Annotated in this window: 18 protein-coding genes and 2 pseudogenes; 9 read left to right on the top strand and 11 right to left on the bottom strand. The window is 32.1% G+C overall.

The features are described 5' to 3' along the window. Positions 1-331 precede the first annotated feature (331 nt). Positions 332-760, top strand: a complete 429-nt coding sequence (locus tag C4S35_RS12425) for a low affinity iron permease family protein (RefSeq protein WP_104000475.1) — start codon at positions 332-334, stop codon at positions 758-760. A 592-nt stretch (positions 761-1352) separates the two neighbouring features. Here C4S35_RS12425 and C4S35_RS12420 read toward each other — a convergent pair. From C4S35_RS12420 to C4S35_RS16225, 3 genes are all read right to left on the bottom strand, one after another. Beyond that, positions 1353-2954 (bottom strand): FAD-dependent oxidoreductase, encoded by a 1602-nt coding sequence (locus C4S35_RS12420; protein WP_104000474.1) that lies wholly within the window; start codon positions 2952-2954, stop codon positions 1353-1355. Positions 2955-3602: 648 nt separating this feature from the next. Beyond that, positions 3603-4085 (bottom strand): hypothetical protein, encoded by a 483-nt coding sequence (locus tag C4S35_RS12415; protein WP_104000473.1) that lies wholly within the window; start codon positions 4083-4085, stop codon positions 3603-3605. 107 nt (positions 4086-4192) lie between these two features. Next, positions 4193-4315 (bottom strand): hypothetical protein, encoded by a 123-nt coding sequence (locus tag C4S35_RS16225; protein WP_279627799.1) that lies wholly within the window; start codon positions 4313-4315, stop codon positions 4193-4195. Between the two features lie 410 nt (positions 4316-4725). Between C4S35_RS16225 and C4S35_RS12410 the strand changes: the two genes are divergently transcribed. The 3 genes from C4S35_RS12410 (at position 4726) to C4S35_RS12400 (ending at position 9023) form a co-directional block, all read left to right on the top strand. Further along, positions 4726-5481: a LytR/AlgR family response regulator transcription factor gene (locus C4S35_RS12410; RefSeq protein WP_104000472.1), complete on the top strand. Its 756-nt coding sequence runs from the start codon at positions 4726-4728 to the stop codon at positions 5479-5481. Between the two features lie 90 nt (positions 5482-5571). Then, complete coding sequence (locus C4S35_RS12405) at positions 5572-8616, top strand: PAS domain S-box protein (RefSeq protein WP_104000471.1); 3045 nt, start codon at positions 5572-5574, stop codon at positions 8614-8616. Continuing rightward, entirely contained in the window at positions 8613-9023 is a 411-nt protein-coding gene (locus C4S35_RS12400) for a response regulator (RefSeq protein ID WP_104000470.1), read from the top strand. The genes C4S35_RS12405 and C4S35_RS12400 overlap by 4 nt, the downstream gene beginning before the upstream one ends. A 417-nt stretch (positions 9024-9440) precedes the next feature. On the opposite strand, the gene C4S35_RS15645 is transcribed toward C4S35_RS12400, so the two are convergent. From C4S35_RS15645 to C4S35_RS16095, 4 genes and pseudogenes are all read right to left on the bottom strand, one after another. After that, entirely contained in the window at positions 9441-9605 is a 165-nt protein-coding gene (locus C4S35_RS15645) for a hypothetical protein (RefSeq protein WP_159916744.1), read from the bottom strand. 71 nt (positions 9606-9676) lie between these two features. Beyond that, positions 9677-9970, bottom strand: a pseudogene (locus tag C4S35_RS16105) (acyl-CoA dehydrogenase family protein). Positions 9971-10025: 55 nt separating this feature from the next. Continuing rightward, a complete protein-coding gene (locus C4S35_RS16100; protein ID WP_244175276.1) occupies positions 10026-10337 on the bottom strand; it encodes an acyl-CoA dehydrogenase family protein in 312 nt (103 codons plus the stop codon). Positions 10338-10376: 39 nt separating this feature from the next. After that, on the bottom strand, positions 10377-10745 hold the full coding sequence (locus C4S35_RS16095) for an acyl-CoA dehydrogenase family protein (RefSeq protein ID WP_244175275.1): 369 nt from the start codon (positions 10743-10745) through the stop codon (positions 10377-10379). Between the two features lie 253 nt (positions 10746-10998). Here C4S35_RS16095 and ligD (C4S35_RS16090) point away from each other — a divergent pair, with 253 nt between their 5' ends. Both ligD (C4S35_RS16090) and ligD (C4S35_RS16085) read left to right on the top strand, forming a co-directional pair. Beyond that, entirely contained in the window at positions 10999-12543 is a 1545-nt protein-coding gene (gene ligD, locus C4S35_RS16090; RefSeq protein ID WP_244175274.1) for a non-homologous end-joining DNA ligase, read from the top strand. Between the two features lie 9 nt (positions 12544-12552). Beyond that, the gene (gene ligD, locus C4S35_RS16085; protein WP_244175273.1) at positions 12553-13488 is read left to right on the top strand and encodes a non-homologous end-joining DNA ligase; all 936 of its coding nucleotides are present in this window, start codon (positions 12553-12555) and stop codon (positions 13486-13488) included. On the opposite strand, the gene ku is transcribed toward ligD (C4S35_RS16085), so the two are convergent. Beyond that, complete coding sequence (ku, locus tag C4S35_RS12385; protein ID WP_244175272.1) at positions 13485-14273, bottom strand: non-homologous end joining protein Ku; 789 nt, start codon at positions 14271-14273, stop codon at positions 13485-13487. The genes ligD (C4S35_RS16085) and ku overlap by 4 nt on opposite strands. A 656-nt stretch (positions 14274-14929) precedes the next feature. Here ku and C4S35_RS12380 point away from each other — a divergent pair. Next, entirely contained in the window at positions 14930-16396 is a 1467-nt protein-coding gene (locus C4S35_RS12380; protein ID WP_104000469.1) for a glycoside hydrolase family 130 protein, read from the top strand. Between the two features lie 164 nt (positions 16397-16560). Here C4S35_RS12380 and C4S35_RS12375 read toward each other — a convergent pair whose 3' ends face one another. Beyond that, complete coding sequence (locus C4S35_RS12375) at positions 16561-21606, bottom strand: DUF8202 domain-containing protein (protein WP_104000468.1); 5046 nt, start codon at positions 21604-21606, stop codon at positions 16561-16563. Between the two features lie 769 nt (positions 21607-22375). Between C4S35_RS12375 and C4S35_RS16370 the strand changes: the two are divergent. Continuing rightward, positions 22376-22471, top strand: a pseudogene (locus tag C4S35_RS16370) (RMD1 family protein); the annotation flags it as partial. 12 nt (positions 22472-22483) lie between these two features. On the opposite strand, the gene C4S35_RS15640 reads toward C4S35_RS16370, so the two are convergent. Next, positions 22484-22654, bottom strand: a complete 171-nt coding sequence (locus C4S35_RS15640) for a hypothetical protein (RefSeq protein ID WP_159916741.1) — start codon at positions 22652-22654, stop codon at positions 22484-22486. Positions 22655-22942: 288 nt separating this feature from the next. Here C4S35_RS15640 and C4S35_RS12370 point away from each other — a divergent pair, with 288 nt between their 5' ends. Then, a complete protein-coding gene (locus tag C4S35_RS12370; RefSeq protein WP_104000467.1) occupies positions 22943-24001 on the top strand; it encodes a DUF3667 domain-containing protein in 1059 nt (352 codons plus the stop codon). Positions 24002-24054: 53 nt separating this feature from the next. Here the strand turns inward: C4S35_RS12370 and C4S35_RS12365 are convergent, their stop codons facing one another. Further along, positions 24055-24411 carry a hypothetical protein gene (locus C4S35_RS12365; protein WP_104000466.1) on the bottom strand — a complete coding sequence of 119 codons (357 nt, stop codon included), beginning with the start codon at positions 24409-24411 and terminating at the stop codon, positions 24055-24057. Positions 24412-24599 lie beyond the last annotated feature (188 nt).

Raw genomic sequence — 24599 nt, 5'->3', positions numbered from 1 at the left:
GAAACACAAAGATTTTGGTCGAAGATTAGAATTGAAAACTTTATAGATAATAAGTAAGTTGAGTTTTTTTGGTTTGGGTTTGAAGAGGCTGTCTGAAAAGACAGCTTTTTTGTATGTAAAAAAACAAAAACTATTCAAAAGCATGAAATCTAATTTTAATACTATCTGTGAATGTCATAATTAATATCAAATTTTTTTTACTACTTTTATTAATATAAAATCGATAGCACACCTTATTACTAAGATGTTTTTTAATTTTTTAATACCGTCAAATCAACTAAAATTTTTATGAAAAAAAAAAACAGAAAAAGGGCCAAATGCTTTCGAAAAAATGTCCTCAATAGTTACAAAAGCTTCTGGAAGTTCCGCAGCTTTCTTAATTGCTTTTTCAGTAATAATTATATGGCTTTTAACTGGGCCAATATTTAATTATTCCGACACTTGGCAATTAATAATAAATACTGGTACCACGATTATTACTTTTTTGATGGTTTTCCTCATTCAACGAAGCCAAAACAAAGATTCTATTGCACTTCATTTAAAATTAAATGAGCTTATAACAGCTCAAAAATTTGCCAGTAACAGACTAGTAGCAATTGAAGACATTGGTGAAGATGATTTGAAAGTACTTCAAAAATTCTATGAACATTTAGCTTTGTTGGCAAAAAAAGATTTATCAGTTGAAGAATCACATTCAATAATTATGGCGAATGAACAACATCAAAGAAAACGTTCTTCGTTGAAAAATGAAATAAAATAGACCCCTATTCTCTTTTAATTTATAATTGAAATAAATGTTCTGTCAAAATTATAAATTTAAATAATTCTGTAAATTATTAATTTTATTTACTTTTTTGCATTGAAAAAGATATAAATATATTGCAAGGCAATCTACCATTTTTACTATTTAAAAAACTGAGATTTATAAATTAAAAGATCTCGAGATACTAACTTAGCAATCAGTTCTGTCATTGTTAATTTCGATGCGTGTATTTAACATGTCAATTAATTTTTCCTGAATCTTTTTAATTGTTTTTTAATGATTACCAATAATTATTATTTACTGTTAATTTTGCAATTAATTTTCAAACTTTAGATTCAGTGTCACTATTCTATTCCAAATCGTTTGGCCTGAAAGAATTTAAACTCTACAGATTTTTTACCTCTTTTTTATATCTCCATAATGTTTACAATAAATTCGTCTACACTTAATTAGATTTAAAGATTCGCAGAAAACGATTCATGGTTAGAAAAGAAATATTATGATCAATCTCCTTTTTTTTCTATTCATTAATTATCCTACTTAAGGAATTTGTAAATTATTGCAATAGAGTAATTAACCATCTTAATTTTTAGACTTTAGGCTCATTACGCATAATTTTTTTTAAATCTGATGATGCCGGTCCATTTATCACATTACCCAATTTTGTGAAACGGGAGCCATGCATTGGACAATCGAATGTTTTTTCATCGGCATTCCATTGCACTATAGCACCTAAGTGGGGACATACCGCAGAACAGGTATGAAGATTATTTTGTTCATCACGATAGGCTGTTATTTTCTTTAACCCTACTGAAATTATTCCACCTTCGCCTGGTTTTAAATCGGTTACTTCCTTTAAATCTTCTGGAATAACCCAGTCAGCAAATTGCACAACCATGTTTCCAACCTCGTGCAGGTAATCACCAGTTTTTTTTAGGCTAATACGAGACGGGCTGTATATTTCAATCCAAGGATTCTCTTTTCCGGTAATTATATCGTTAATAATTATTCCCCCTAGTGTTCCATGAGTCATACCGTTACCGGAATCGCCTGTAATAATGTAAATGTTATCTTCCCCTGGATTTTTGCCAATGTATGCCAAAGAATCAAGAGGTTCCATCACCTGACCTGACCATTTGAATTCAATAGCTCCCGTTACAGGAAAATGTTTTTTTGTCCATTTTTCCAATTTCGCATAACGGTCTTCTTCTTTAATATTTTCGTCATCTGCCTGCCCCGTGCGATGGTCTTCACCACCAGCAATCAGCAAGTCATACTGTTCATCATATTCTTCTAAACGGACATAATGGTACGGTTTTACGATCCATTTTGAACTCATATCGCCAGTGTCCCACCATAATGCGTAAGGGAGTTTTCCTTTAAGAATTTTGATACCTATAACATAGGACCGATAAGGCCATTGCTTCGTATGAATCGTTATCCAGTCGTTAATCGGGGTGTTGGTTGCAACTACAATGTGATTTGCTTTTACTTTAAAACCGTTTGCAGTAGCGCCCTCTGTAGTAATATTTTCTGCTTTTGTTTGTGTATATATTTTTCCTCCTAAACTTATCAAAGCCTCTGCCAATCCTTTGATATAAAGCAGTATGTGGAATTGTGCTTGATCTGAAAACTTAATACTCAAATTGCTGTTTTCCGAAACTACAGATGGGATATAATTCAGCATCTCTGTAGTAAGTCCTGCACGTTTTGTAGCTTCGTATTCTTTTTCCAAAGTTTCTGCTGTGTCAGAAGAACTTAAAAACAAATAGCCATCCACTCTTTTAAAATGACAATCAATATTATGACGTTCTACAGTATTGGCTATCCATTCAATTGCAGCCATATGACTATCAGCTATTAATTTTGCAGATTGTTCATCGAAATTTTTTTCCAATTCAAAATACCGATCGTCAAGCGCACAAGTAAGATGAGCGGTAGTTCTTCCAGTTTCACCGCTTCCTATATATCCGTCTTCCACTAAAATTACTTTACGTCCAGACTTTGCAAGACAGTAAGCAGTAGTAAGTCCCGCAATGCCGCCTCCTATTACTAAAATATCTGTATCAATATCTTGGTTTAATTTATCAAAAGTTAGCGTCTTTACATTGGACGAAAACCAATATGAAAGATTAGTTCCAGAAGTTACAGTGCCATTTTCGAACTCGGATGTATGATTAGACGTTTTCATTTGAATTTATTTTGTTAAATTTTTACATTAAACAAAGATATTAATAACTGATAGTTAGAGTGTTATAAAATTTAATAAATAAATTATAATATTCAAAGTTTTGTTACTATTTAAATTATTTTGAGGTGTTCTGATAATTACTCATCAATTGATCTATATTTAAAGTATGGAAAAATTCACCGATAAGTTCAAAACAGATTTTAATTGTTTAGAATATTTGGCAGAAATAAAGTGAAAATAAGGGTTTAAATGTTTAAAATGCAATGGCACAAAATTTACTATCCGTAAAAAGAATTTAGAAAGAGATTGTAACGCACGCCATCATATTGAAAGTCCGGTTGTAAATACTATTTTCACAGAGTTCGATTTGGTTTATGAAAAGCATTTAAAATTGTTTTTGAGATAAATGCAACCGCAAAAAATTTCCCGACAAAACAAATAGCAAAACAATTAAAAATCAGTAGCACTGCGAAAACTAATTATATTAAAAAAGTTAGAATTAGTATGGCAAGTACTGCTTCACAGCAAATAATTGGTCAGTTTTTTGTTAATGAATTTGTTTTTGGTGATAAAGAAGATTTAAAGCACGTCTCATTTTAAGTTGTTCCTAAGAATTTAAAAAGGGGAAAGCTCCCCTTTATTTGTTCATCATTTAGTAATACAGTCAACCGTTTTTAATTTATATTTCACACGTTCAAAATCTATAGGTTCGCCTTTAACAAAAAAAGAAGCACCCATAGTAGTTCCTATTTTTCCATTGCCTAGAATGAGTTCATTCCCTCGTTTTAAAAATGCCATTGGGTTTTTGTATGTTATTTTATCATAAGTCCCCTGAATAAATGTGTAGCTGGCAAATAAAGTATCTCCACGAAATTCTCCATCGATTTTCCCAACCTTTTTCGGCATATTAAAAATTTTCATCACCATATCTCCAGTTATTTTTCCGTTTTTTAAGGTGTTCATTTTTAATTCAATAGTGTCTTCTTGATATAACGCTTTATAACACTGGACGCTTATCAATTTTTCAGCCTGCACTTCAGTAGCTTTAACAACTTTTTCACTTTGATTTTTTTTACAACTTTGGAAACCAATAGAAGCAAACAGTAAACAAAAAAGACCTAGATTTTTCATAATAATAAATATTTAGTTAATAATTGTGGCAATAACCTATGCTAATTTACACATAAATAGCGAATAGGATTACAGATTTGGTCGCATTTAAATTATAAATAATACTATTAAAGCAAATTATTAGTTCCTTTTCTGGTTTCACCATTCTCTAAAAGAACAGTATTACTGATAAGTTTAAAATTTTCAGTAGCGGTCAAAAAGGCTTTTACGCCAATATTTAATTTAATCATACATATTATATGTTTTTTTATATGATTAGTTAATTATGTTTAAAATCGTTGCAAAAACAGCTAATCATAAAGACAATATAAGATTTTACAAAAATAAATGAGGTACAACATTAATAAGGAACCTTTAGAATGGTTGAATAAAGTTTGGCGCTGATGCAACATAATTATCCAAAGTAAAATAGTGTAAATGCCAGAAACAATGCTTTTCAGCTCACATATACTCACAAACGCAACACTTGTTACTTTTTGTCAAAAAAAAACAGAATACCGAACGACAACATTAATTATTCCTTTCATTTATATACATTAAATATGAAATTTTTTTTTTACATAACATACTAAAAATGAATGTATTGAGTTAGATAATTGTATTTTTAATTTAATAGCTCGACCATTTAAATACAAAGCCAATGACGCCTATTAACGCCATAATCATATCTGAGGAAAAAGACACATTAACGATTTTAAAAAATTTCGAAGAAGAAAACTTTATGATTATTAAAATAGTTGCTGATGCATTTTCTGTAATCGACGCTATAACTATAATAAAATTAAAAAAACCTGACGTTATTTTTCTAGATATCGTCCTGAAAGATGATACTTTTTTTGAAATGTTGGAACAATTGGAATTTAGTATCCCTAAACTGGTCTTTTTCTCTGCAAATGAAAACGATGCCGTCAAAGCATTTAAACACAATGCAATTGATTTTATCCTAAAACCAATAGATTTTAATGCTATTATCTTAGCTACTTACAAAGTAATCAGAAGAACAGAAATGGAGCGTTCTTACCAGAATCAAAAAATTAATAACATTAATATTTTGAACTCTATTAATCAGCCTAACGAATATGTGGCAGTTTCATCATTAGATAAAATTGAACTGATTCCCATGTCCGAAATTATTTTCTGTCAAGCAGATGGAAAATACACCAATTTCTTCCTCTTAAATGGTAAAAAAATAATGTCCAGTAGAAATTTAGGAGAATACAATTCTATTTTGGATTCAAAATATTTTTTTAGAATACATCATTCTTACATTATTAATATTCGCCATATTGCAAAAATTTCTAAAAAAGATGGTTATTTCTGTGAGCTTTCAAATGGGACTATTTTACCGGTAGCCAAAAGACGCCAAGAAGATTTTAATAAATTCATAAAACTTTAAAGATGATTAATTTATTGTACAACTGCTACGTAGTGGTATTCTTAAATTATTTCATTTCACCAAAATTAATTTTAAAATTAAATCACCCTTATGATAACTAAAATATTAATTATAGAACACGACTCTAATGATATGGAGCTGATTGAGCAGGAGTTGAAAAAAGGGAAAGTCAATTTTATTGTAGAAATTGTTCACACGAAAAAAGAATATGAAAAGGCAATCCATAATTTCAAACCTGATATCATACTTTCAAATTATACCTTTCCTTCCTTTGACGGGCCTTCTGCATTTAAAATAAAAGAAAAATTAGTGCCACAAACCCCGTTTATTTTTGTTTCCAAATCCATTGGTGAGGGAAATGCTATCGAACTCATCAAAAATGGTGTTACCGATTTTGTGCTAAAAGAAAGTTTGTCCAGTTTATCCCTAAAAGTAAACCGGGCACTTCAACAAGCTAAACGAGCAAAATCGAATGCATTACTTAAACAATCGGAAGAAAAAAAGACGCAAGAATTATTTCAAAATGAAGCCAAATTTCGCTCCTTTTTTGAGAACAGTATGGATGGTCTTCTCCTTACAGTCACCGATGGAGAAATTCTCGCTGCGAATCCTGCCGCCTGTGAAATTTTCCAAATGACTGAGGAGGAAATTATTAATTCAGGAAGATTTGGTCTTGTGGATAATACAGACCCACAGTTAAAAATTCTGTTAGAAGAACGGCAGCGTACAGGCAGGGTCAAAGGAGAGATTACTTTTATTCATAAAGACGGGAGCAGATTTCCGGGAGAACTTACTTCAGTGATGTTTAAAGATGTTAATGGAGAAGAAAGGACTTCGATGATTATTCGCGATATTACGGAACGCAGAGAAACAGAACAAAAACTTGTTATAACTTCCAATGAATTACAGCAGGCATTAAATGATTTAAATATTATATTAGATTCTTCTTTAAATGTAATTTGTTCTTTTGATGATGAAGGAAGATTTGTACACGTAAATTCTGCTTCAGAATACATTTGGGGATACAAACCTCAGGAATTGATTGGAAAAAAATATATGGATTTGGTATTTCAAGGTGATGCTGAAATTACCACAAAAACAGATGCAGATATCAGAAGTGGTGAGTCAGTCACTATGTTTGAAAATAGATATAACCATAAAAACGGGAGTGTTGTTCCCATGCTTTGGTCAGCAAAGTGGGATGATAAATACAAACTGAGCTATTGCATTGGTACAGATGCAACTGAGAAAAAAAACTTAGAGAAAGCTTTTGAAGTGGAGCGACGGCGTTTCATGGATTTATATTTACAAGCGCCTTCCTGCATGGGAATTTTAAAGGGCCCAAATCATGTGTTTGAAATGGCAAACCCATTTTATTTACGGTTAATAGATAAAAAAAATATCATTGGTAAAACCGTAAAAGAAGTTTTGCCAGAATTAGAAGCACAAGGTATTTTTAAATTTTTAGATACCGTTTACCAAACTGGTGAGACTTTTTCTGCGAATGAAATGCTGGTGAAATTTGACTTTGATGGAAATGGAAAACTAGTGGATACGTATCTTAATTTTATCTACCAAGCGCATAGAAACATTGATGGTGATATAGACGGCATTCTATTCTTTGCCATAGATGCAACAGAGCAAGTTCTGTCTCGTAAAAAAATTAGAGAAAGTAAAAAAAGTTATCGTGAACTAATAGAGAATCTACCAGTAGCTACCTATTCCTGCGACGCTAAGGGTCGTATTATGATTTACAATAAAGCGGCAGTTGCTTTATGGGGCAGAAAGCCTGAAATTGGTAAAGATTTGTGGTTCGGTTTGTGGAAAATTTATAGTTTAGATGGCAATCCCATTCCGCTTAAATCTTGTCCTATGGCTGTAGTGCTTAAAGAGGGTAAAGCTGTCATTGGGGAAGAAATAATAATAGAACGATCTAATGGGGATAAGTTAAATGTATTGCCTTATATAGTTCCTATCTTCGATTCCTCAGGACTTACAACCGGAGCCATCAATATGCTTATGGATATTACCGGAATTAAAAATGCAGAGATGGCTCTCAAGGAAAGTGAAAAAAAATACCGCCAGATTGTAGAAACAGCCCAAGAAGGAATGTGGTTGATTGATGAAAATAATAAAACGACATTCGTTAATTCTAAAATGGGCGAAATTCTAGAATATACCCGCGAAGAAATGATGGATAAAGAAATTTACTCATTTATGAATGAAAAGGGTAAACAGATTGTAGACAAATTACTGCTCCTGAGAAAGGAAAAATATAGCTTACAGAGTCGTTTTAAATTTATCTCTAAAAATGGAAAAGAAATCTGGACAAATGTTGCTGCAAATCCAATTTTTGATGAAACTGGCATTTATAAAGGCAGCTTGGCGATGGTAACAGACATCACGGATAGAAAAAGAGCGGAAGAAAAACTCGAACAGCAAAATTTAGAGCTCATTAAAACTAATTCAGAACTCGATCGTTTTGTTTACAGTGTTTCTCATGATTTGCGCTCTCCGCTTACTTCTGTTCTGGGTCTTATTTCTTTTATTGAAGAAGAAAGTCAGGAGACGGATACCCTTGAACATATAAAGATGATTCGCAACAGCATCAACCGTCTGGATAAATTCATTAAAAATATTCTAAGTTACTCCAGAAACAAGCGTACCGGACTGGAAGTAAAAAAAATTCCGTTACAGAAAACTATTATTGATATTGTAGATTCACTACACAGCATGGAAGAAGCAAAAGGAATTCATTTTGAAATTGACATTCAGGAAAAGGACTCTTTTTATTCTGACAGTTTACGCTTTAATACCATACTTGAAAATCTTATTTCCAATGCTGTTAAATATCACAAGAAGAATCGGACCGACAGTTATATAAAAATAACCGGGAAGTCAGATTATAAAAAATTGCAACTCTCCATACTTGATAACGGTATCGGAATTGATTTAGCACATCACAATAAAATATTTGATATGTTTTTCCGTCTCTCGGGGAAAACAGAAGGTTCTGGTATCGGATTATATATCGTAAAAGAAACTGTTGAAAAACTTCAAGGTTCTATTCAGGTCGAGTCTGAGCTAGCAACCGGAACTACCTTTAATATTACTCTAAAAAATTTAAAACCATGACAAACGAATTAAAACCAAAATTTGAAACAGTAATGATTATTGATGACAACACCATTGATCTCTATATCTCATCACGTTTGATTACTAAAAACTATTTTGGTAAAAAAGTGTTGGAATATTCAGAGGCAAAAGAGGCACTAAAATATTTACAGGAAAACCAAGATGATTTTTCTATATTGCCTCAGATCATTTTTGTAGATATATATATGCCTATGATGTCGGGTTTTGAATTTTTAGATGCATATGACAAACTCCCACTTAACTTAAAAAATAAATGCCGAACCTACATTATTTCATCAACTATTGATGATAATGACATTGTACGTGCCCGAAGAGATAAAAATGTTGTTTCCTTTCAGGTAAAACCCATTAATAAAGAATTCCTTGACCGCATTATTGCTGACTGAATAGCTGCTTCTCCAATTTAAATCTAAAATTTTAAAGTTCCATTTTTAATCTTTAAAATTTTAGATTTTTCGTTTTCCATCTCCAAAATAGAATTTTAAAAATACAATCTATTATGCTAATCGAGAGTAGTCTTTTTTTCTAAAAAACTGCTATCAAGACCGAGTATTCCTACTACAACTCAGTTATTACTTCTCACTTTACATTTAAAAAATATTCCTTTTTATTTACATTGTATTAGATATTTATTAGTCAATGCAATCTAAATTAATAAAGTATTATTAGTAACAATCCTAGATTTCAGATAACATATTTTGAGCAATACTTTCTAGTTTTTTATTTGAAAAAATAAAACGCTAAGACAAAATTTCCAAATTTAATCTTACCTCAAATATGAAAAAAATAGCTATTTTTATTTCTTACCATACAATCTTGCTATTTGCATTATTTTTCACTAATTCTATTATTGCCATTCCTTTGATGCCGCCGCCGCCGCCAGGTCTGGAAGAACCTCCTTCGGTAAATATTGATTTGTACATGATTCCAATGGTTATTGTAGGAATTATATTTGCATTTTTTTTCATTAAAAAAAACACAAATATTTAAAGAAAAATTGATTGCTGCAGTTTTTTTAGGCCTATCGCGCCAAAAAGAGTTAAAGGCCTTTTAGTAATCCCCGTGCAATTACTATTTTCATAATTTCGTTCGTTCCGGCATAAATACGTGCCACGCGATTATCTGCATACATACGAGCAATGGGATAGTCCAACATTTAACCATAACCACCAAATAATTGCAAACATTCATCAACAACGTGTCCGCACATGTCGGTTGCCGAATATTTAATCATTGAAGCACTTTCAGTTGTTAATTTATGGTCTACCAATAATTCGATACATCGATCTAAAAAAGCCTGATGTATTTGCATTTGGGTAGTACATTCCGCCAGTTTAAATTGGGTGTTTTGGAATCCGGCAATAGGCGTATCAAAATCGGTTCTTTGCTTAGTGGGTTATAATGTTTTCGATAGCATCTTCAGCAATAGCTACCGCCATAATCCCAACTGTCAATCGCTCTCGAGCCAATTCCTGCATCGTAATTTTAAATCCCATTTTTTCATCTCCAAGTCTGTTCTCATTTGGAACTTTTACATTATCAAAAAACAATTCTGCTGTATCTTGAGATTTCATTCCAATTTTTTTGAGTGGAACACCTTTATTGAACTCTTCCATTGTTGATTCTAAAATAAGTAAGGTAATGCCTTCGTCATCTGTATTATAATTGGTTTTTACGGCCACTATAGCCATATCACACATAAAACCGTTGGTTATAAAGGTTTTTTGACCATTTACCAGTTAATAATCTCCTTTATCTTCGGCCGTAGTTCGTAGTGTTTTCAAATCACTCCCGCAATTAGGCTCTGTCATTCCTATAGTAGTAATAAGATCCCCTATTGCCATCAGCGGTAAATACTTTTCTTTTTGTGCCTCCGTTCCATAATACAATAAATAAGGAACTACAATATCGGAATGCAATGAAAATCCGGGACCTGCTATTCCCTTTTTCGAGAACGCTTCAATTAACAAAGCATTAAAAGTAAAATATAATCCTCCGCCTCCATATATTTCTGGAATATCCAAACACAATATTCCTAATTCTCCCGCTCGTTTCCATATTTCACGAGATATTACACCGTTTTCCTCCCATTCCTCTAAATGATCCATTATGTCATTTGAAGTGAATTCTTAAATCATCTCTTGCATCATTTTATACTCTTGAGAGGCGTAAATCTTTCGTTCCATTACAATATTTTGTAACATTTTTATCATTATTAGATTAGGGCATGCTTCTGCAGGTTTAAATGAAAATTTACGACATAAGAATCAACAAATCAATATCATATCGTTATTTATTGCATTATAATTGATAAATTTACTAATGATTTTTAATTTAAATTAACTTCTAAATCATCTTGCAATGACGTTAGCTAAATACAATCAGAAACGCAATTTTAATTCCACTGAGGAACCCAAAGGTGAAAACAAAAAATCAAAAAACGATTTGATTTTTGTCGTACAAAAGCACGCTGCCTCCCATTTGCATTATGATTTTCGCTTAGAATTAAATGGTGTTTTAAAAAGTTGGGCAATCCCAAAAGGCCCCTCCATGAACCCTGACGACAAACGTCTTGCGATTATGGTAGAGGATCATCCTTTTTCGTACAAGGATTTTGAAGGCGATATTCCAGAAGGAAATTATGGAGCCGGGAATGTTATCGTGTGGGATAATGGGACTTATACTTTACCCGAAGAACAATCAAAAGCAGTTACCGAAAATAAATTAAAGGCAGATTTAGAGAAAGGACATGTGAGTTTTACATTGAAAGGTAAAAAATTAAAAGGCGAATTTTCATTGTTTAAATTAAATAGCAAGCAAGATAATTCCTGGCTTTTGATTAAAAAAAAGGATGCGTATGCCACGGATACCGACATTTTAAAAAAAGATAAATCCGTGATATCCAATACAACTTTAGAGGATTTAGAAAAAAAATCAATTGCCATCAAAACAAACGGTAAAGCTGAATTTATTAAACCAATGTTAGCACATGCCGTTAAAAAGCCATTTGATAAAAAAAAATGGATTTTTGAAACGAAGTACGACGGTTACAGAACCATCGCGGTTATTAATCCGGATCAGGTCAATCTTTTTAGCCGCAACCATCTCTCTTTTAATAAAAATTTCAAGGCAATTGCCGATGAATTAAAAAAAATAAATCACGTTGCGGTACTTGACGGCGAAATTGTAATTGAAGATGAAGCTGGACGTTCCGATTTTCAATTGCTGCAAAACTATATCAAAACGGGAAAAGGAAAGCTGAAATATTATGTTTTCGATATTTTAAATTTGGATGGCAACGACACAACAGCTCTCGCATTAATACAACGAAAAGAATTGCTTGAAATTTTATTGAGTAAATTACAGCTACCGAATGTGCTTTATTCGCAACATATTCCCGAAAAAGGGGTCTCATTTTATGAACTCGCAATAAAAAAAAATTTAGAAGGCATCATGGCAAAAGAGTCTAACAGCCTGTATCGAGCGGGAAAAAGGAGTAGTGATTGGCTTAAAATAAGAATTTCACAACAGGAAGAAGCTATCATCATTGGTATAACAGAATCAAAAACGACCCGAAGTTATTTTGGAGCCCTTTTACTGGCTCAATACGATCATAAAAAATTACGGTTTATTGGAAAATGTGGTACCAGTTTTAAAGAAGAAACATTAAAAGAATTGTATGATAAGTTTGAACCTTATTTTATCGAGGAATCACCGGTAGAAGACAAAATACCAGTACGAGATAAAATAAAATGGCTTAAACCAAAATTTGTTTGTCAGGTAAAATTCACTGAATGGACTCAAGATCATTATTTACGCCATCCTGTTTTTCAAGGCTTACGGATAGATAAAAAAGCGAAAGAGATTACTTTTTCATTAAATGATAGGAATATTTCATTAACTTAAATTACTGAGATGAATAGTAAAAATGAAAATGATTTTTATTTAAAAGTAGGAGAAACAAATTTGCATTTGACTAATCAAAACAAAATTTATTTTCCAGGTGATGGCATTTCTAAAGGGGATATTTTAAATTATTACAATGAAGTTTCTACACTAATAGTACCCTATCTAAAGGATCGTCCGGAATCCATGAACCGATTTCCTAATGGAATCAACGGAGCCAGTTTTTATCAAAAAGATATGGATCTGGAAAAAATTCCATCATGGCTAAAAACGGAAAAAATCTATTCGGAATCGAATGATAAATACATTGATTATTTGCTATGCAATGACAAAGCAACCTTATTGTACATGGCAAATTTAGGTTGTATTGAATTCAACCCATGGAATTCAACAATCAAGAAAATGGATAAACCGGATTGGGCCGTAATTGATTTAGACCCTGCAAAAAATGATTTTAAAGAGGTTGTAAAAACAGCACTTACAGTAAAAAAAATAATGGATGAATTGGAAACAGAATGCTACTGCAAAACGTCTGGAGCAACAGGTTTGCATGTTTACATTCCGTTAGGGAACCAATATCGGTATGATACCGTTAAATTATTTTCAGAATTAATTGCAAATAAAGTTGTTGAGAGATTACCTGAAATTGCCAGTATCACTCGACCGATTGGAAATAGAGGAAATAAAATTTATATTGATTTTTTACAAAACAGACAAGGGCAAACTTTGGCTTCGGCCTATTCTGTCAGACCCAGACCCGGAGCCACCGTTTCAACTCCTTTGGAATGGGAAGAAGTGAATGAAAAATTGTCTCCAGCAAAATTTACCATCAAAAATGTGCTGAAACGCTTTGACAAAAAAGGTGATTTATGGAAACCCGTATTGGGTAAAGGGGCCAATTTAGAACTGATTCTAAAAAAGATTTCTGAAAACCCAACGCATTAAGACGATTTATCTTTCTCGCTTTCCAGACTCGCTTTCAGCATAGCCATTAAATCATCGTTCTGTTTGTGTACCACTTTTAGTTTAGGGGCGACTTGCTTTTTGCCTTTTGCTTTATCTTTTATAATTTCTAAAAGTTTTGCAGTATAATTATCCTTGTATTTTGCAACATCAAATTTCTCGGTTAATTGTTCTACTAACTTAACTGCCATATCCATTTCTTTTGAATTCATTGCAGAAAGCGGAGGTAATTTTAATTCGGTAATATTTCTAATTTCCTCTTGAAATCGAATTCGGTTCAGCACGATAACATTTTTATAAGATTTTAAAATAACTAAACTTTCTTTATTTCTTAAAACAATGGTGCCTACCCCTACTTTTGCCGAAGTTTGCAATGCATCCCGAAGCAATGCATACGCATTCAAAGCTCCTTTATCAGGTTCAAGATAATAAGGCTGTTCGTAATAAATAGTGTCAATTTCTTTTTCATCAACAAAATTCATTATTTCAATATTTTTGGTTTTTTCAGCTGCAGCGGCTTCAAAATCTGCTTCTTCAATTACCACATACCGATCATCCCGTTTATACCCTTTGACTATATCAGCATAATCGACTTCTTTGCCCGTATTTTCATTAACGCGTTTAAATTTAATATTAGAATAATCATTCTTATCGAGCATATTCATTTCAATATTGCTTTCTTTCACTGCTGAAAATACTTTAATTGGGATGTTAATCAGTCCAAAAGTGATTGATCCTGTCCAAATTGATTTTATTCTGGTTTCCATAAAATTTCTACTTTAATAATTTTAAACAATGAAAGATTGATACTATAATTTGATAAGAATATAAAATTTTATTTAAACCCCACAACTAACTAAAATTCAATATATTAAATTTACAAAAAAAAATTTAGAGTTTTAGAAATTATAAGTTCTTTGAATTACGCTGATGAGCAATACAGGGAAATAATAATCCGAATTTCGTGATTTTTGTTTATGATAAACCTACCTTTTTTTCGTTTTTTTGGCAAAAGTATAAATACAGAAAAATACCAAATCTGAAAACTAACCATTTTTCACACTCCTTTAAAGTTTTTTTTTGTAATTTTGATAGTATACTTAAATGAATTTAGGGCTGCCAAAACTACCAGAATACACATTTAATCCCTTACTTTACTGTTACTTTGAAATATCAATATATGATTTTAGAACAACATTTTTTTTTTGACATTAAAATTTAATGATTCATTATTCTTGATCAACCGCCGGACGTATCGGCAATATCATTTAAGAGCGTTTAGGAGAAAGAATTCATTGGAAAAAGATAATAATCATGCATTTGTTTCAAACAAATAGTTCTCTTTTAGATTTCTAATACCTAAACGATTTTTATCATCGTGTTGAAAAACGCACTTATTTTATTATACTTTAAAAATAAATCTATGCGAGTTCCCGTTATTCGAAAAAATGTAGTTTTTACCCCCGATTCGAGTAGGGTTGTTGCTCGGTATTTTATGAATGGTGATCAACGAACCCAAAAAATGGTGAGCCATATAATGAGGTTGGATGAAAAACAAGTGATACACACCTTAGAACAAACACTCCGCGAGTTTGCCAGACGACATCGAAATATTTCAAGCACATTTTACAGGCATTGCGAAAAAATTAGAGGAATAATTGAAGGTATGCAAATCAATTATGATAGCTTGTCAGATGAACGAAAAATGCTCATCGGTTCGTACTGTACTATGGAATATGCAATAGAATCAGCAGCTATTTTCAACCCTTCTATTGTTGAAGATTTTGATCAGTCGAACCTTGAAAAGGGAGAGAAACGTGTCATTATTTCTTTCCGTGCCACTGGAGAAGGTCATATCTCATCAATTGTTTTTAGAAGAGGAATTCTCGATAAGAATAATGATCTCCAGGTGATGAAAATTGGTGACAACATTGATAAGGCGGAGATTGTGCATAAAACATTATATAACAAAGAACGATTCGTTACCAAATTAGCAGAAATGCATACTCAGGACAAATACATAAGCTGTATTATGCAAGACCTGCCTGAAGAATTTGAGTATTCAGCATTAAAAAATATGGTAAACAAAATCTTAAGCGATCAAACAATAAGCCAAGATAGGAGAACCGCACTTGAAGAAGTCATCTGGTTGGCGGATTCATTTTATGATTTACAATTTAAGCATGATTCCGATATCACCGAACGTGTCATATTTCCGATTTCCGATTCTGAAAGTCGTGGTATTGAAGATGCCCGTTTTGTACGGTTTATTGATGATGATAAAACCGAAAGAATAATTGGTACATATACCGCTTACAACGGTCATACTATTATTCCAAAAATGATTTCTACTGAAGACTTTTATACGTTTCGTGTTATGCCTTTACATGGAATAGGAGCTCAAAATAAAAACCTGGCATTATTTCCCAGAAAAATTAAGGGTAAGTTTGCTATGCTTTCCAGAATTGATGGTGTTAATAATTATCTTATGTATTCTGATAGACCTACACAATGGAACAATCCCGTAATGCTTCAAGAACCTTGTCATCCTTGGGAATTCACACAAATTGGAAACTGTGGATCACCCCTATGGACGCAAGAAGGCTGGTTGGTCATTACTCACGGTGTAGGTGCCATGAGACGATATTGCCTTGGTGCCTCACTATTTGACCTTGATGATCCTTCAAAGGAAATTGGAAGACTCAAAGAACCTTTACTATCACCATTAGAAGATGAAAGAGAGGGTTATGTACCCAATGTCGTGTATTCTTGTGGTTCGATTATTCACAACAACAGTCTTATATTACCCTATGCCGTATCCGATTATTCGTCGAGATATGGTGTGGTAAATCTGGAAGAATTGATAGATGCTTTAAAGAAAAGCAAATAATGGTTTTAAATACAACATTATTCTAAAGAAAAATAGGCACACCAAAAATTTGTGATGGAGCTACTCTATTTGCTATTACAATTATGACATCAATTAGAAATCCATATAATCAAAAGACAGACCAAAGACTTTATCTTTAGGTCTGTCTTAAAATAATTTTTTAATTATTGCTTTATTATTTTTTTACTGACCACACCTTTATCAGTACTTATTTTTATTAAATAAACACCACTTTGTACATTAAAAGGAATTTCTATTGTATTACCATTTGGCACTTTTTTCATAGTACTTAGCTGTTGACCAACAAGGTTGTAAATTGAAACTTCTTTAATATCTACTGATTGATTTTTACTAATAACTAATTTCTTTTTGATTTCATTATTGTAAACGATTACAATTGATTCCGGCAATTCATTCTCTCCTATTCCAAGTGCTTTGTCCGTTTGAAAAGTTAATTCAAAACGAGTATTGTAAGTACCTGCGGATAAATTAACATTTGCAGGTTTTTTAGTAATATCATAGTAAATTGAAGTTTCCTTATCGTGTATATATATATTTTGATTTGCAGATAAGAATTCTGCAGTATCAACGACAAACTGAACGTTACCTAGTGTATCCGTTTTTACCCCTAATGGATACGATTTATTAACATCAAATGAACCAACACCTTGAATAGTATATTCGGAATCATCAATCAAAAAATATAAATCATTTTTTTGTGTGTCAATCTGATAACCATCATAACCCCTATCTAATCCATCAGTGGCTAAATCATCCATGAACCCAATCAATAATTGTCTATGGTAATTATTTGCTGTATTAAAACCTAACCTGATTTTTGTATTATAATTATTATAAACCGGATCATTACTATTGTCATTGAAGTGGTTTACACTAGCCGTGGTATAATTCTTTTTTGGCACTATTTTAAGCAAAGTATTGGAAATCTTCTGTTTTGCATCATCGATGCCATCTTCCTTAACAAAAGCCCGTTGGTTATTATTAAATATGATTGGTACCGCTCCAACAATCCCTAGTTTTCCTGACACAAAAAACCCTTGACCAACAGGGATGTATTCATACAATGATTTATATTTAGTGGTTGTACCTGAAATTTCTCCAAGACCTGAAATTCCTGCAGGAGCCACAGGAGGGGTTCCTCCAGTTAAAGTTAATGTACCATAACCACCTGTATATCCCGAGAGTATGTGTGTATTGTTATCTGGAAAATGTTGCCAAAAATAAAGTTCACCGGAAATATTGCCATCAATAGTGTTAATATTATCATTTATAAATGCATACGCATCTAAAGCCGAAGGATAAGGATTTCCTACCAAAAATAAGTTATCGGCCTTAACAGAATTACCATTAATAAGCCCATTGTTAGGTTTTCCTACAAAGGTGTAATTTTGAGTTAATGTATTATTGGTATCTACAGCTCCTGCTCCTTTTAAAGTAAATCCTTGAGAAGGAAGAATTAGATCGCTTTCATTAAAATGTTTCCAATCGGCATATTCTATTCCATTTTCAAATTTATACAACCAAAATCTTGCCAGGCTGAAAGGATTAGTACTTCCATCATATCCACTTGCCCACGTAATATCTTTAGGAGTTGTTGATGACCCATCTTTAAACACAGCATCTACAGTATATGCATTATTGTTAGTCTCAGCATTTATAGGCCCTACAGGAGACGACCAGTAATTATAATTGTATTTATTAACAGTTCCTTGTTGGTCTCTTTTTATAAAACCTTTACTAGTAGCATCTAGCTCACTATTTAGCGTCTGCACTAATTGAGAACGTCCTTTTAAGTCAATTAAACCATCTAATTTTAAATAGTGTGAAACTTGAATTTTAGTATTATTATCTGCTAATAGAGTGTTATAAGTTGGGACATTATCTTCCACAAACAATCCTAAAACAGTTTTGTTTACTTCTGAAGTCACATTGTTTTTAATTTTAACGATATTTCCATTTACTTTTAAACCACCAGGAACTATGGAAAAAGCATTGGGAACAGTTTGAATAGAACCATTTTTCCAAATTGCCCGATTCTCCCAAGCACCATTGAATAAAGTTTCATAAGGTAGTGGAGCAGTCTGTGTATTAAGTAACTGTTTATTTTTATTTAAATATTTAATTCGAAGAAAATTGCGATCATCTGTTAATCCCTCAACAGTTGTACCATAGTAAACATTAAAATCATAATACGCTTTAAGTTGTTTCCAAGCAATAGTTTTAAATTCATTTTTAGCAATTGCTTGCGGGATTATTTTGCCATTAACATTACCATCAGAATATTTCTTAATTTCCTGATTCATCAGATAATTTATCTGATCTGATGTTAGTGCCAGGTTCCAAATATTGACTTCATCAATTTCACCATAAAAGGGAGTTCTAATATCTTTCTTATTAACATAAAGCGCACCAACTGAAAATCTGGAAAAATTAGGAGTAGGATTTGATAGATTAAAAGTAGATGAATCCAATACACCATCAATATAAAGATCTACACTACCTAGATAATAGACCGCAACAACGTTATGCCATAATTCATCTGTAATTACAGTATTTGAAACAAATTTTAAAACACCATCCCATAATGCCTCAATTTTATTGGCAGAATTTAATCGTAATTCTAAGTTAACCCCTTTAGCCATTATTGTCCTATTACCAGCAACAGCAACAGTATTGTTTTTCCTTAACCAACAACCTATCGTGAATGAGCCACTATCAAGGTTTAAGGCATACTCTCCAACTAAAAAATCCTTATCAGTAGGATTCGCAGTACTGTTTACTAATTGTTCAGTTTCCTTTTTAAGAGCTTTCCCAAAAGTAAAATAGTTAGTACCGTCAAAATCATACCACGTTTGATACGTTTCGCTTAACTCTTTATTTAAAATTGGAACTGGAATTGGAGCTGCAGGTGTAGCTGCAGTCATATTCTTTTTTAATGGAATTATATCAATGATATCTCCATCCCTAAAAAGAGGATTATCACTTACAATTAAAGCATATTCTTCATTAACAAGTTTTGGAAATGTGCTGAAAGCAGTTACTGGAATTCCTACAAATACATTTTCAACATCGCCTTCTGGATCCGTTTTTGTTTCGACAATTTTCCATCTCTTATTGATTCGAGTTGTCGAGGTGGTTATTCCGCTACTTATTGTGGTGGTATTAGTACCACCTATTTTATAATCACCTCCATCAGACCCCCAAACTAAAAAATCACGGTCCTTCTTGAACTCGTTAATATTAGCAATATTAGTGGTTTCAATCACTCCTAAACCTATGGTTACTTCATTGGGATCATTACTGCTTTTAGACTGCTTTTGATATAGATCAGAAGCAACATCTTTACCTATTCCGGCGATGTTATAATTATAGGGCGCGTTTGCTGTTCTATCCCAAATGATCTTACCCCCAGAATCAAGATAATCTTTTATTTTTACTTCTGTTCCTTCTACTGTCCCTAAAGTACCATTTACTCCTAATGTGATTCCATATTTTATGGCAAGATAGGTTTCAATCTTGGGGCGACTGTTATCTAGCACTCGGGAAGCATAGGAAATCACCTCCGCTACTCGACCGTTAAGATTTCCATTTGCAGTATTACTATTTATATTTTTTCCAATATTGTAGGGGGTTCCTTTCCACCTATTAGGTGTTACAGAAATATCTTTAAATCCCAAATTAGTAAAACTTGATGTGTTAAAACCAATTTCGTTTGTGTTAAAAAATAAATTAACTCCCCCTGGAGAAGGAGCAGGATTATCTTTATCGGTAACTGTCCTATTCCTTGAATTGATAATACCTACTTTAGAATAATCCCAACTATTGTCTACCACACTATAATATGGAGTAGTAATTGATGATTGCTCTTTATTAAACCACAATCTTTCATCTGTTAAACGAGAGGAAAAATCTCCAAATCCAATTCCTGTATGTTCTCCAGAAATTAATGGATAAGGATTCCCTTCGGTGGCAGGTTTTGCAGCAGAGGTTCCGGAAATAATTGTCATAGGCGCAGTAGTTACATCAATGGTTACATCCGGTTCCATAACAATAAAGGTCTCATGTGTATAATAGCCATTATCGGTATTGTACATAAACTGATTCATTGAAACATTATTTTGAAATTTTACTACTGGATTGTAATTAATATTGTTGCTCACATTATCAAAATAGTAGGGTCTATTTGCCGGTGTCTCTTGTTTAGCATTTTTACCGGTAGAACCCAAGTCTTTCCATGTCTCTACAGGTATAGGAGAAGGGTCATTAGCAGGAAAACCTACAGGCAAAGATATTCCTCTTGTTGATTTAAGCCACAATCTAAAATCTGGATTTCCCCCACCAGGACCTGTAACATTAGCGTTAAATGCCTCTCCACTTATTACAAAAGTATACGGTGATTTGGTCGCATCATTACTGGGAATTGAAATTATTGCACTTTTAGTTCCTGATTCTAATGGCAAAAATGCGACAACAAAGTATGATGCGCCTCCGGGCGCAATGACGCTTCCACCGAGGGTACCCACTGGATAACCATAAGGCGTTGGCGGAACAAGTACGCTAAATTCTGGAGATACAGTTCCTACAGGTGTAGTAACTGGATATAACATACTTGTTATGCTTTGAAGCGTTAAAGGACAGGTACCAGTATTTACAATTAAAAAATTTCTGGTAGCGCTTGCACCGAGAGTTACAGTTCCAAATAAGGTTCCGTTAAACGAAGTTGCAACGGTCTGCCCATTAGGCACTGGTTGTGTTGGATTACCTCCCGAAACAGAAATGGAAGGTGTATTTGTATAGGTTACGGTAAAAATAAAATCTACATTATTATTGTACCTAACTGTAATTATAGAGAATCCTGAATCACAAATATTTGATTTTCTTTTTATTATAAATGTACTTGCAGGAGATTTTTTAATATTTTTGTCAGAAATAGAGGAAACGTCAAAATTGGAGGTATTACTTGAAGTAATACTTTGTATAAGTACTGTACTATTATTGCCTGTGGCAGAAGTATTTGTAACCACAAACGTTCTTTCTCCGGTTGACTTAAAATCAACAGATTCGCCGTTTACTATATTTGTTGCTGGATTAGTACCGTAACTTACATTTATGGTTGCTTGAGCAAAACCAATAATAGACCAGAGAAGGGTAAAAGCAAGCAGTAAATTTTTTAAGTAATTTTTTCTCAATTTGGTATTTATTTAAACGTATGATTATTAACTATTTCGTGCCATAAAATTAAAACTTTTAGTGCAAAAAACAAAAATAAACACAAAATTAAATCGACCATTTACAATATTTACCGACTAAGTACGATAATTTGGCATTTTTAAGTCGGCAATCAAATATTTTAACTATTTATTTACCAATAAAAAATACGTTAATAATTTAGTTATCAGTTATTTAAGTTAATAATAATTTTATTTATTATTTTTGCGCGTTTTTTATAGGATTTAGAAAAATTTAAGCCAATTTCTTTCAATAATCACGCGGAATGCTTATTTTAAATAAAAAAATGTCAAAAAAGAACAGTAAAGTTTGGATTTTGTATTGATTCTGGCCATATAAATGTTAATTTTCTATCAAATATGTTATAAAACATTTGGATATGGAAATTCGAATAGAAGTGCTTCAATTTGCGCAATCTTTCAATATTAAGAAATTTCATGCTTATTTTCGTGCCGAGCTAAATTCGGGTTCGACTTCCAAAGTATTTTATGCAATGTAAGATACGGAGCGTAATTTATACGTTTTTGACTATGGCGTAGTGGTCTTTGCTAATTATCATCAGGTTGCCCAAAGCGAATTGATCAGCTTATAAAATTTCGCTTTAACGTGGTCGATTTAGATTTATTCGAAGAATACCGAATTGAGACTAATGATAAATTGCAAAAAATGATCGCGAAAAACAATTATGTAATTATTGGTTAAATTGATTCTTCCACATTACGTATTGTGATGCTTAATTTGCTCAAATATATTGGCAAAGTTCTAAATGTAAAAAATAGTATTGTCGACAATTTATATGTTTTAGACGATCCCAATTTAGTTTGGGACAAAGAAGATCTAAATCTGCCTAACCGGCATCTCAAAGTCAATTTTGATATCAATAGGCAAATGGGAAGCTGCATATTTTTGTTCTACAAAAATCAATTCATTCTCGGATTGATTAATATTTCCTTCCAGCTCTGCTGTTGCACTAAAATTACGCTTCTGATTGTACTTATTTAGAGACATTGCAAAAAGATTTATGATAATAATCAATATTAAAATTATTCGCAATTATTTTCTCACTTGTCGAGAAAGCCGTTTAATTTTTATGAGTAATTTCAAATTCCATTATAGCAATATTCCTTTTTTTAACACAGATTTAATTACTTATCGAAAATGCAGTTACTTCAATAAAAACAATTATTTTTGAACTCATTTTAAAGTTAATTAAAGACTAAATAACTGCAAAACAATCATAAGCAGATTATAATTTCAATAAATTTGCAAACTTGAATTGATCATTATTTATAACTCATGTCAAAAGAAAATCTAAGAAAAGATACAACCTGTCTCAATTGCAATCACGAAGTTAACCAACGTTTTTGCCCTAACTGTAGTCAAGAAAATACAGAAACAAGTAAATCTTTCCATCATTTATTTCTTCAATTTTTTGAAGTTTTCACCCATTATGACAATGCTTTCTGGAGAACTATCTTCTATTTATTTTTTAAACCTTCAGCATTAACTACAGCCTATGTTTCCGGTAAACGTTTATCTTTTTTACCGCCGATACGTCTTTATATTTTTATCAGTTTTGTAACTTTTTTATCCATATCCTTATTTCCTGTAGATTCTGCGCGGAAAATAGAAACCAAAAAAGACAAAATACGTATTCCTTCCATTGACTCTTTAAAAATTAAAGAAAAAAGCGTTGATGGCCTCACAAAAGTGGGAATACTTTCTCAAAAGCACAACGATACCATTAAAAAAATACTAAAAAAAACAGATGAAATAGATGTGAATGAAGTTGCTGATTTTGGATACAAATCTGTCAAAGAATTGGATTTAATACAAAAAAACGGGGCAGAAAAAATAAAAATCACCTCAACCGAATATTGGTTCCTGAAAAAATGGCTTACCATACAAGAAGAGAATACAAATGAGGAAATAATTCAAAAATTTAGCGAGTCATTTACTAACAATCTACCAAAATTATTATTCATTTATATGCCTATTTTCGGGCTCATTTTGTGGTTTTTTCATAATAAAAAAAAATGGCTTTATTTTGATAACGGGATTTTCACCTTGCATTATTTTTCTTTCCTACTATTGCTCATTCTGCTACTATTTTTTATAAATAAACTTTTCTTGTTATTTGACAGTACTCCAATTTTAAAATGGGTTCATTTTAGTATAAAAACAGTTGGAACATTTTGGATGATTTATTATTTTTTTCCCGCACATTACCGTTTTTATGGCGAAAAAATGATAGTTTCCGTACTCAAAAGCAGTCTCATCCTGATTCTAAATTTAGTAATTATAACTATTCTAATGATTCTTTTTGCACTATACACCTATATAAACATACATTAGAAACTAATGCAGTGTAAATTAACAACTGATAAGTAATTATCCGCCAATTGCCGTTACCCATCATCCTCATCCAAATTACTATGATTATCCCCTACAATCCCGTAATGGTTATTTTCTTCATCTTCACTTCCGGAATTTTCCAATTCATCATCTAATTCAGAGCCCGGAATATCTAAATCACCACCCGAAACATCTTCTTCAAAATTTTTTTCATTCAGTTCACTGACATTATCGATTTCAACGGGCGCTTTATTTTTAGATATATCTTCAGGATCTACATCCGATTCTTTTTTTAATTGGTTGTAAATATCCTCGCTTGGCGGATACAAAAGAGAATCCGGCACTTTGTTTTTATCTTCCTTGTCCGGTTTTTCTTGAGCAGAACTTGATTTGTCGTTACTTTTTTCCATTTTACTATTTTATTTAATTGATTTACAATACACTAAGTTACTCATTTTTAAACAAAAACGCCTTTTATAAATAGTAAAAATCATTTAATTGCAAAAGGATTTTACAGTAAGAAAAGAGATTTTAAAAAACCTTATTGCATTATAAAAAACGATGAAAAATCAGTAATTTAAAATTAAAAATCAGGTTG

This window comes from Flavobacterium urumqiense (assembly GCF_900108015.1).
GTDB classification, from domain to species: Bacteria; Bacteroidota; Bacteroidia; order Flavobacteriales; family Flavobacteriaceae; genus Flavobacterium; species Flavobacterium urumqiense.
The sequence above is the reverse complement of the archived record's forward strand: the minus strand, read 5'-3'. Positions and strand labels throughout refer to the sequence as shown.

Excerpts from the sequence above, each read along its gene's own strand:
- C4S35_RS12425 (WP_104000475.1), top strand. The coding sequence starts at position 332 with ATGTCCTCAATAGTTACAAAAGCTTCTGGAAGTTCCGCAGCTTTCTTA.
- C4S35_RS12420 (WP_104000474.1), bottom strand. The coding sequence starts at position 2,954 with ATGAAAACGTCTAATCATACATCCGAGTTCGAAAATGGCACTGTAACT.
- C4S35_RS12415 (WP_104000473.1), bottom strand. The coding sequence starts at position 4,085 with ATGAAAAATCTAGGTCTTTTTTGTTTACTGTTTGCTTCTATTGGTTTC.
- C4S35_RS16225 (WP_279627799.1), bottom strand. The coding sequence starts at position 4,315 with ATGATTAAATTAAATATTGGCGTAAAAGCCTTTTTGACCGCTACTGAA.
- C4S35_RS12410 (WP_104000472.1), top strand. The coding sequence starts at position 4,726 with ATGACGCCTATTAACGCCATAATCATATCTGAGGAAAAAGACACATTA.
- C4S35_RS12405 (WP_104000471.1), top strand. The coding sequence starts at position 5,572 with ATGATAACTAAAATATTAATTATAGAACACGACTCTAATGATATGGAG.
- C4S35_RS12400 (WP_104000470.1), top strand. The coding sequence starts at position 8,613 with ATGACAAACGAATTAAAACCAAAATTTGAAACAGTAATGATTATTGAT.
- C4S35_RS15645 (WP_159916744.1), bottom strand. The coding sequence starts at position 9,605 with ATGAAAAAAAATGCAAATATAATTCCTACAATAACCATTGGAATCATG.
- C4S35_RS16100 (WP_244175276.1), bottom strand. The coding sequence starts at position 10,337 with ATGTGTGATATGGCTATAGTGGCCGTAAAAACCAATTATAATACAGAT.
- C4S35_RS16095 (WP_244175275.1), bottom strand. The coding sequence starts at position 10,745 with ATGGATCATTTAGAGGAATGGGAGGAAAACGGTGTAATATCTCGTGAA.
- ligD (WP_244175274.1), top strand. The coding sequence starts at position 10,999 with ATGACGTTAGCTAAATACAATCAGAAACGCAATTTTAATTCCACTGAG.
- ligD (WP_244175273.1), top strand. The coding sequence starts at position 12,553 with ATGAATAGTAAAAATGAAAATGATTTTTATTTAAAAGTAGGAGAAACA.
- ku (WP_244175272.1), bottom strand. The coding sequence starts at position 14,273 with ATGGAAACCAGAATAAAATCAATTTGGACAGGATCAATCACTTTTGGA.
- C4S35_RS12380 (WP_104000469.1), top strand. The coding sequence starts at position 14,930 with ATGCGAGTTCCCGTTATTCGAAAAAATGTAGTTTTTACCCCCGATTCG.
- C4S35_RS15640 (WP_159916741.1), bottom strand. The coding sequence starts at position 22,654 with ATGTCTCTAAATAAGTACAATCAGAAGCGTAATTTTAGTGCAACAGCA.
- C4S35_RS12370 (WP_104000467.1), top strand. The coding sequence starts at position 22,943 with ATGTCAAAAGAAAATCTAAGAAAAGATACAACCTGTCTCAATTGCAAT.
- C4S35_RS12365 (WP_104000466.1), bottom strand. The coding sequence starts at position 24,411 with ATGGAAAAAAGTAACGACAAATCAAGTTCTGCTCAAGAAAAACCGGAC.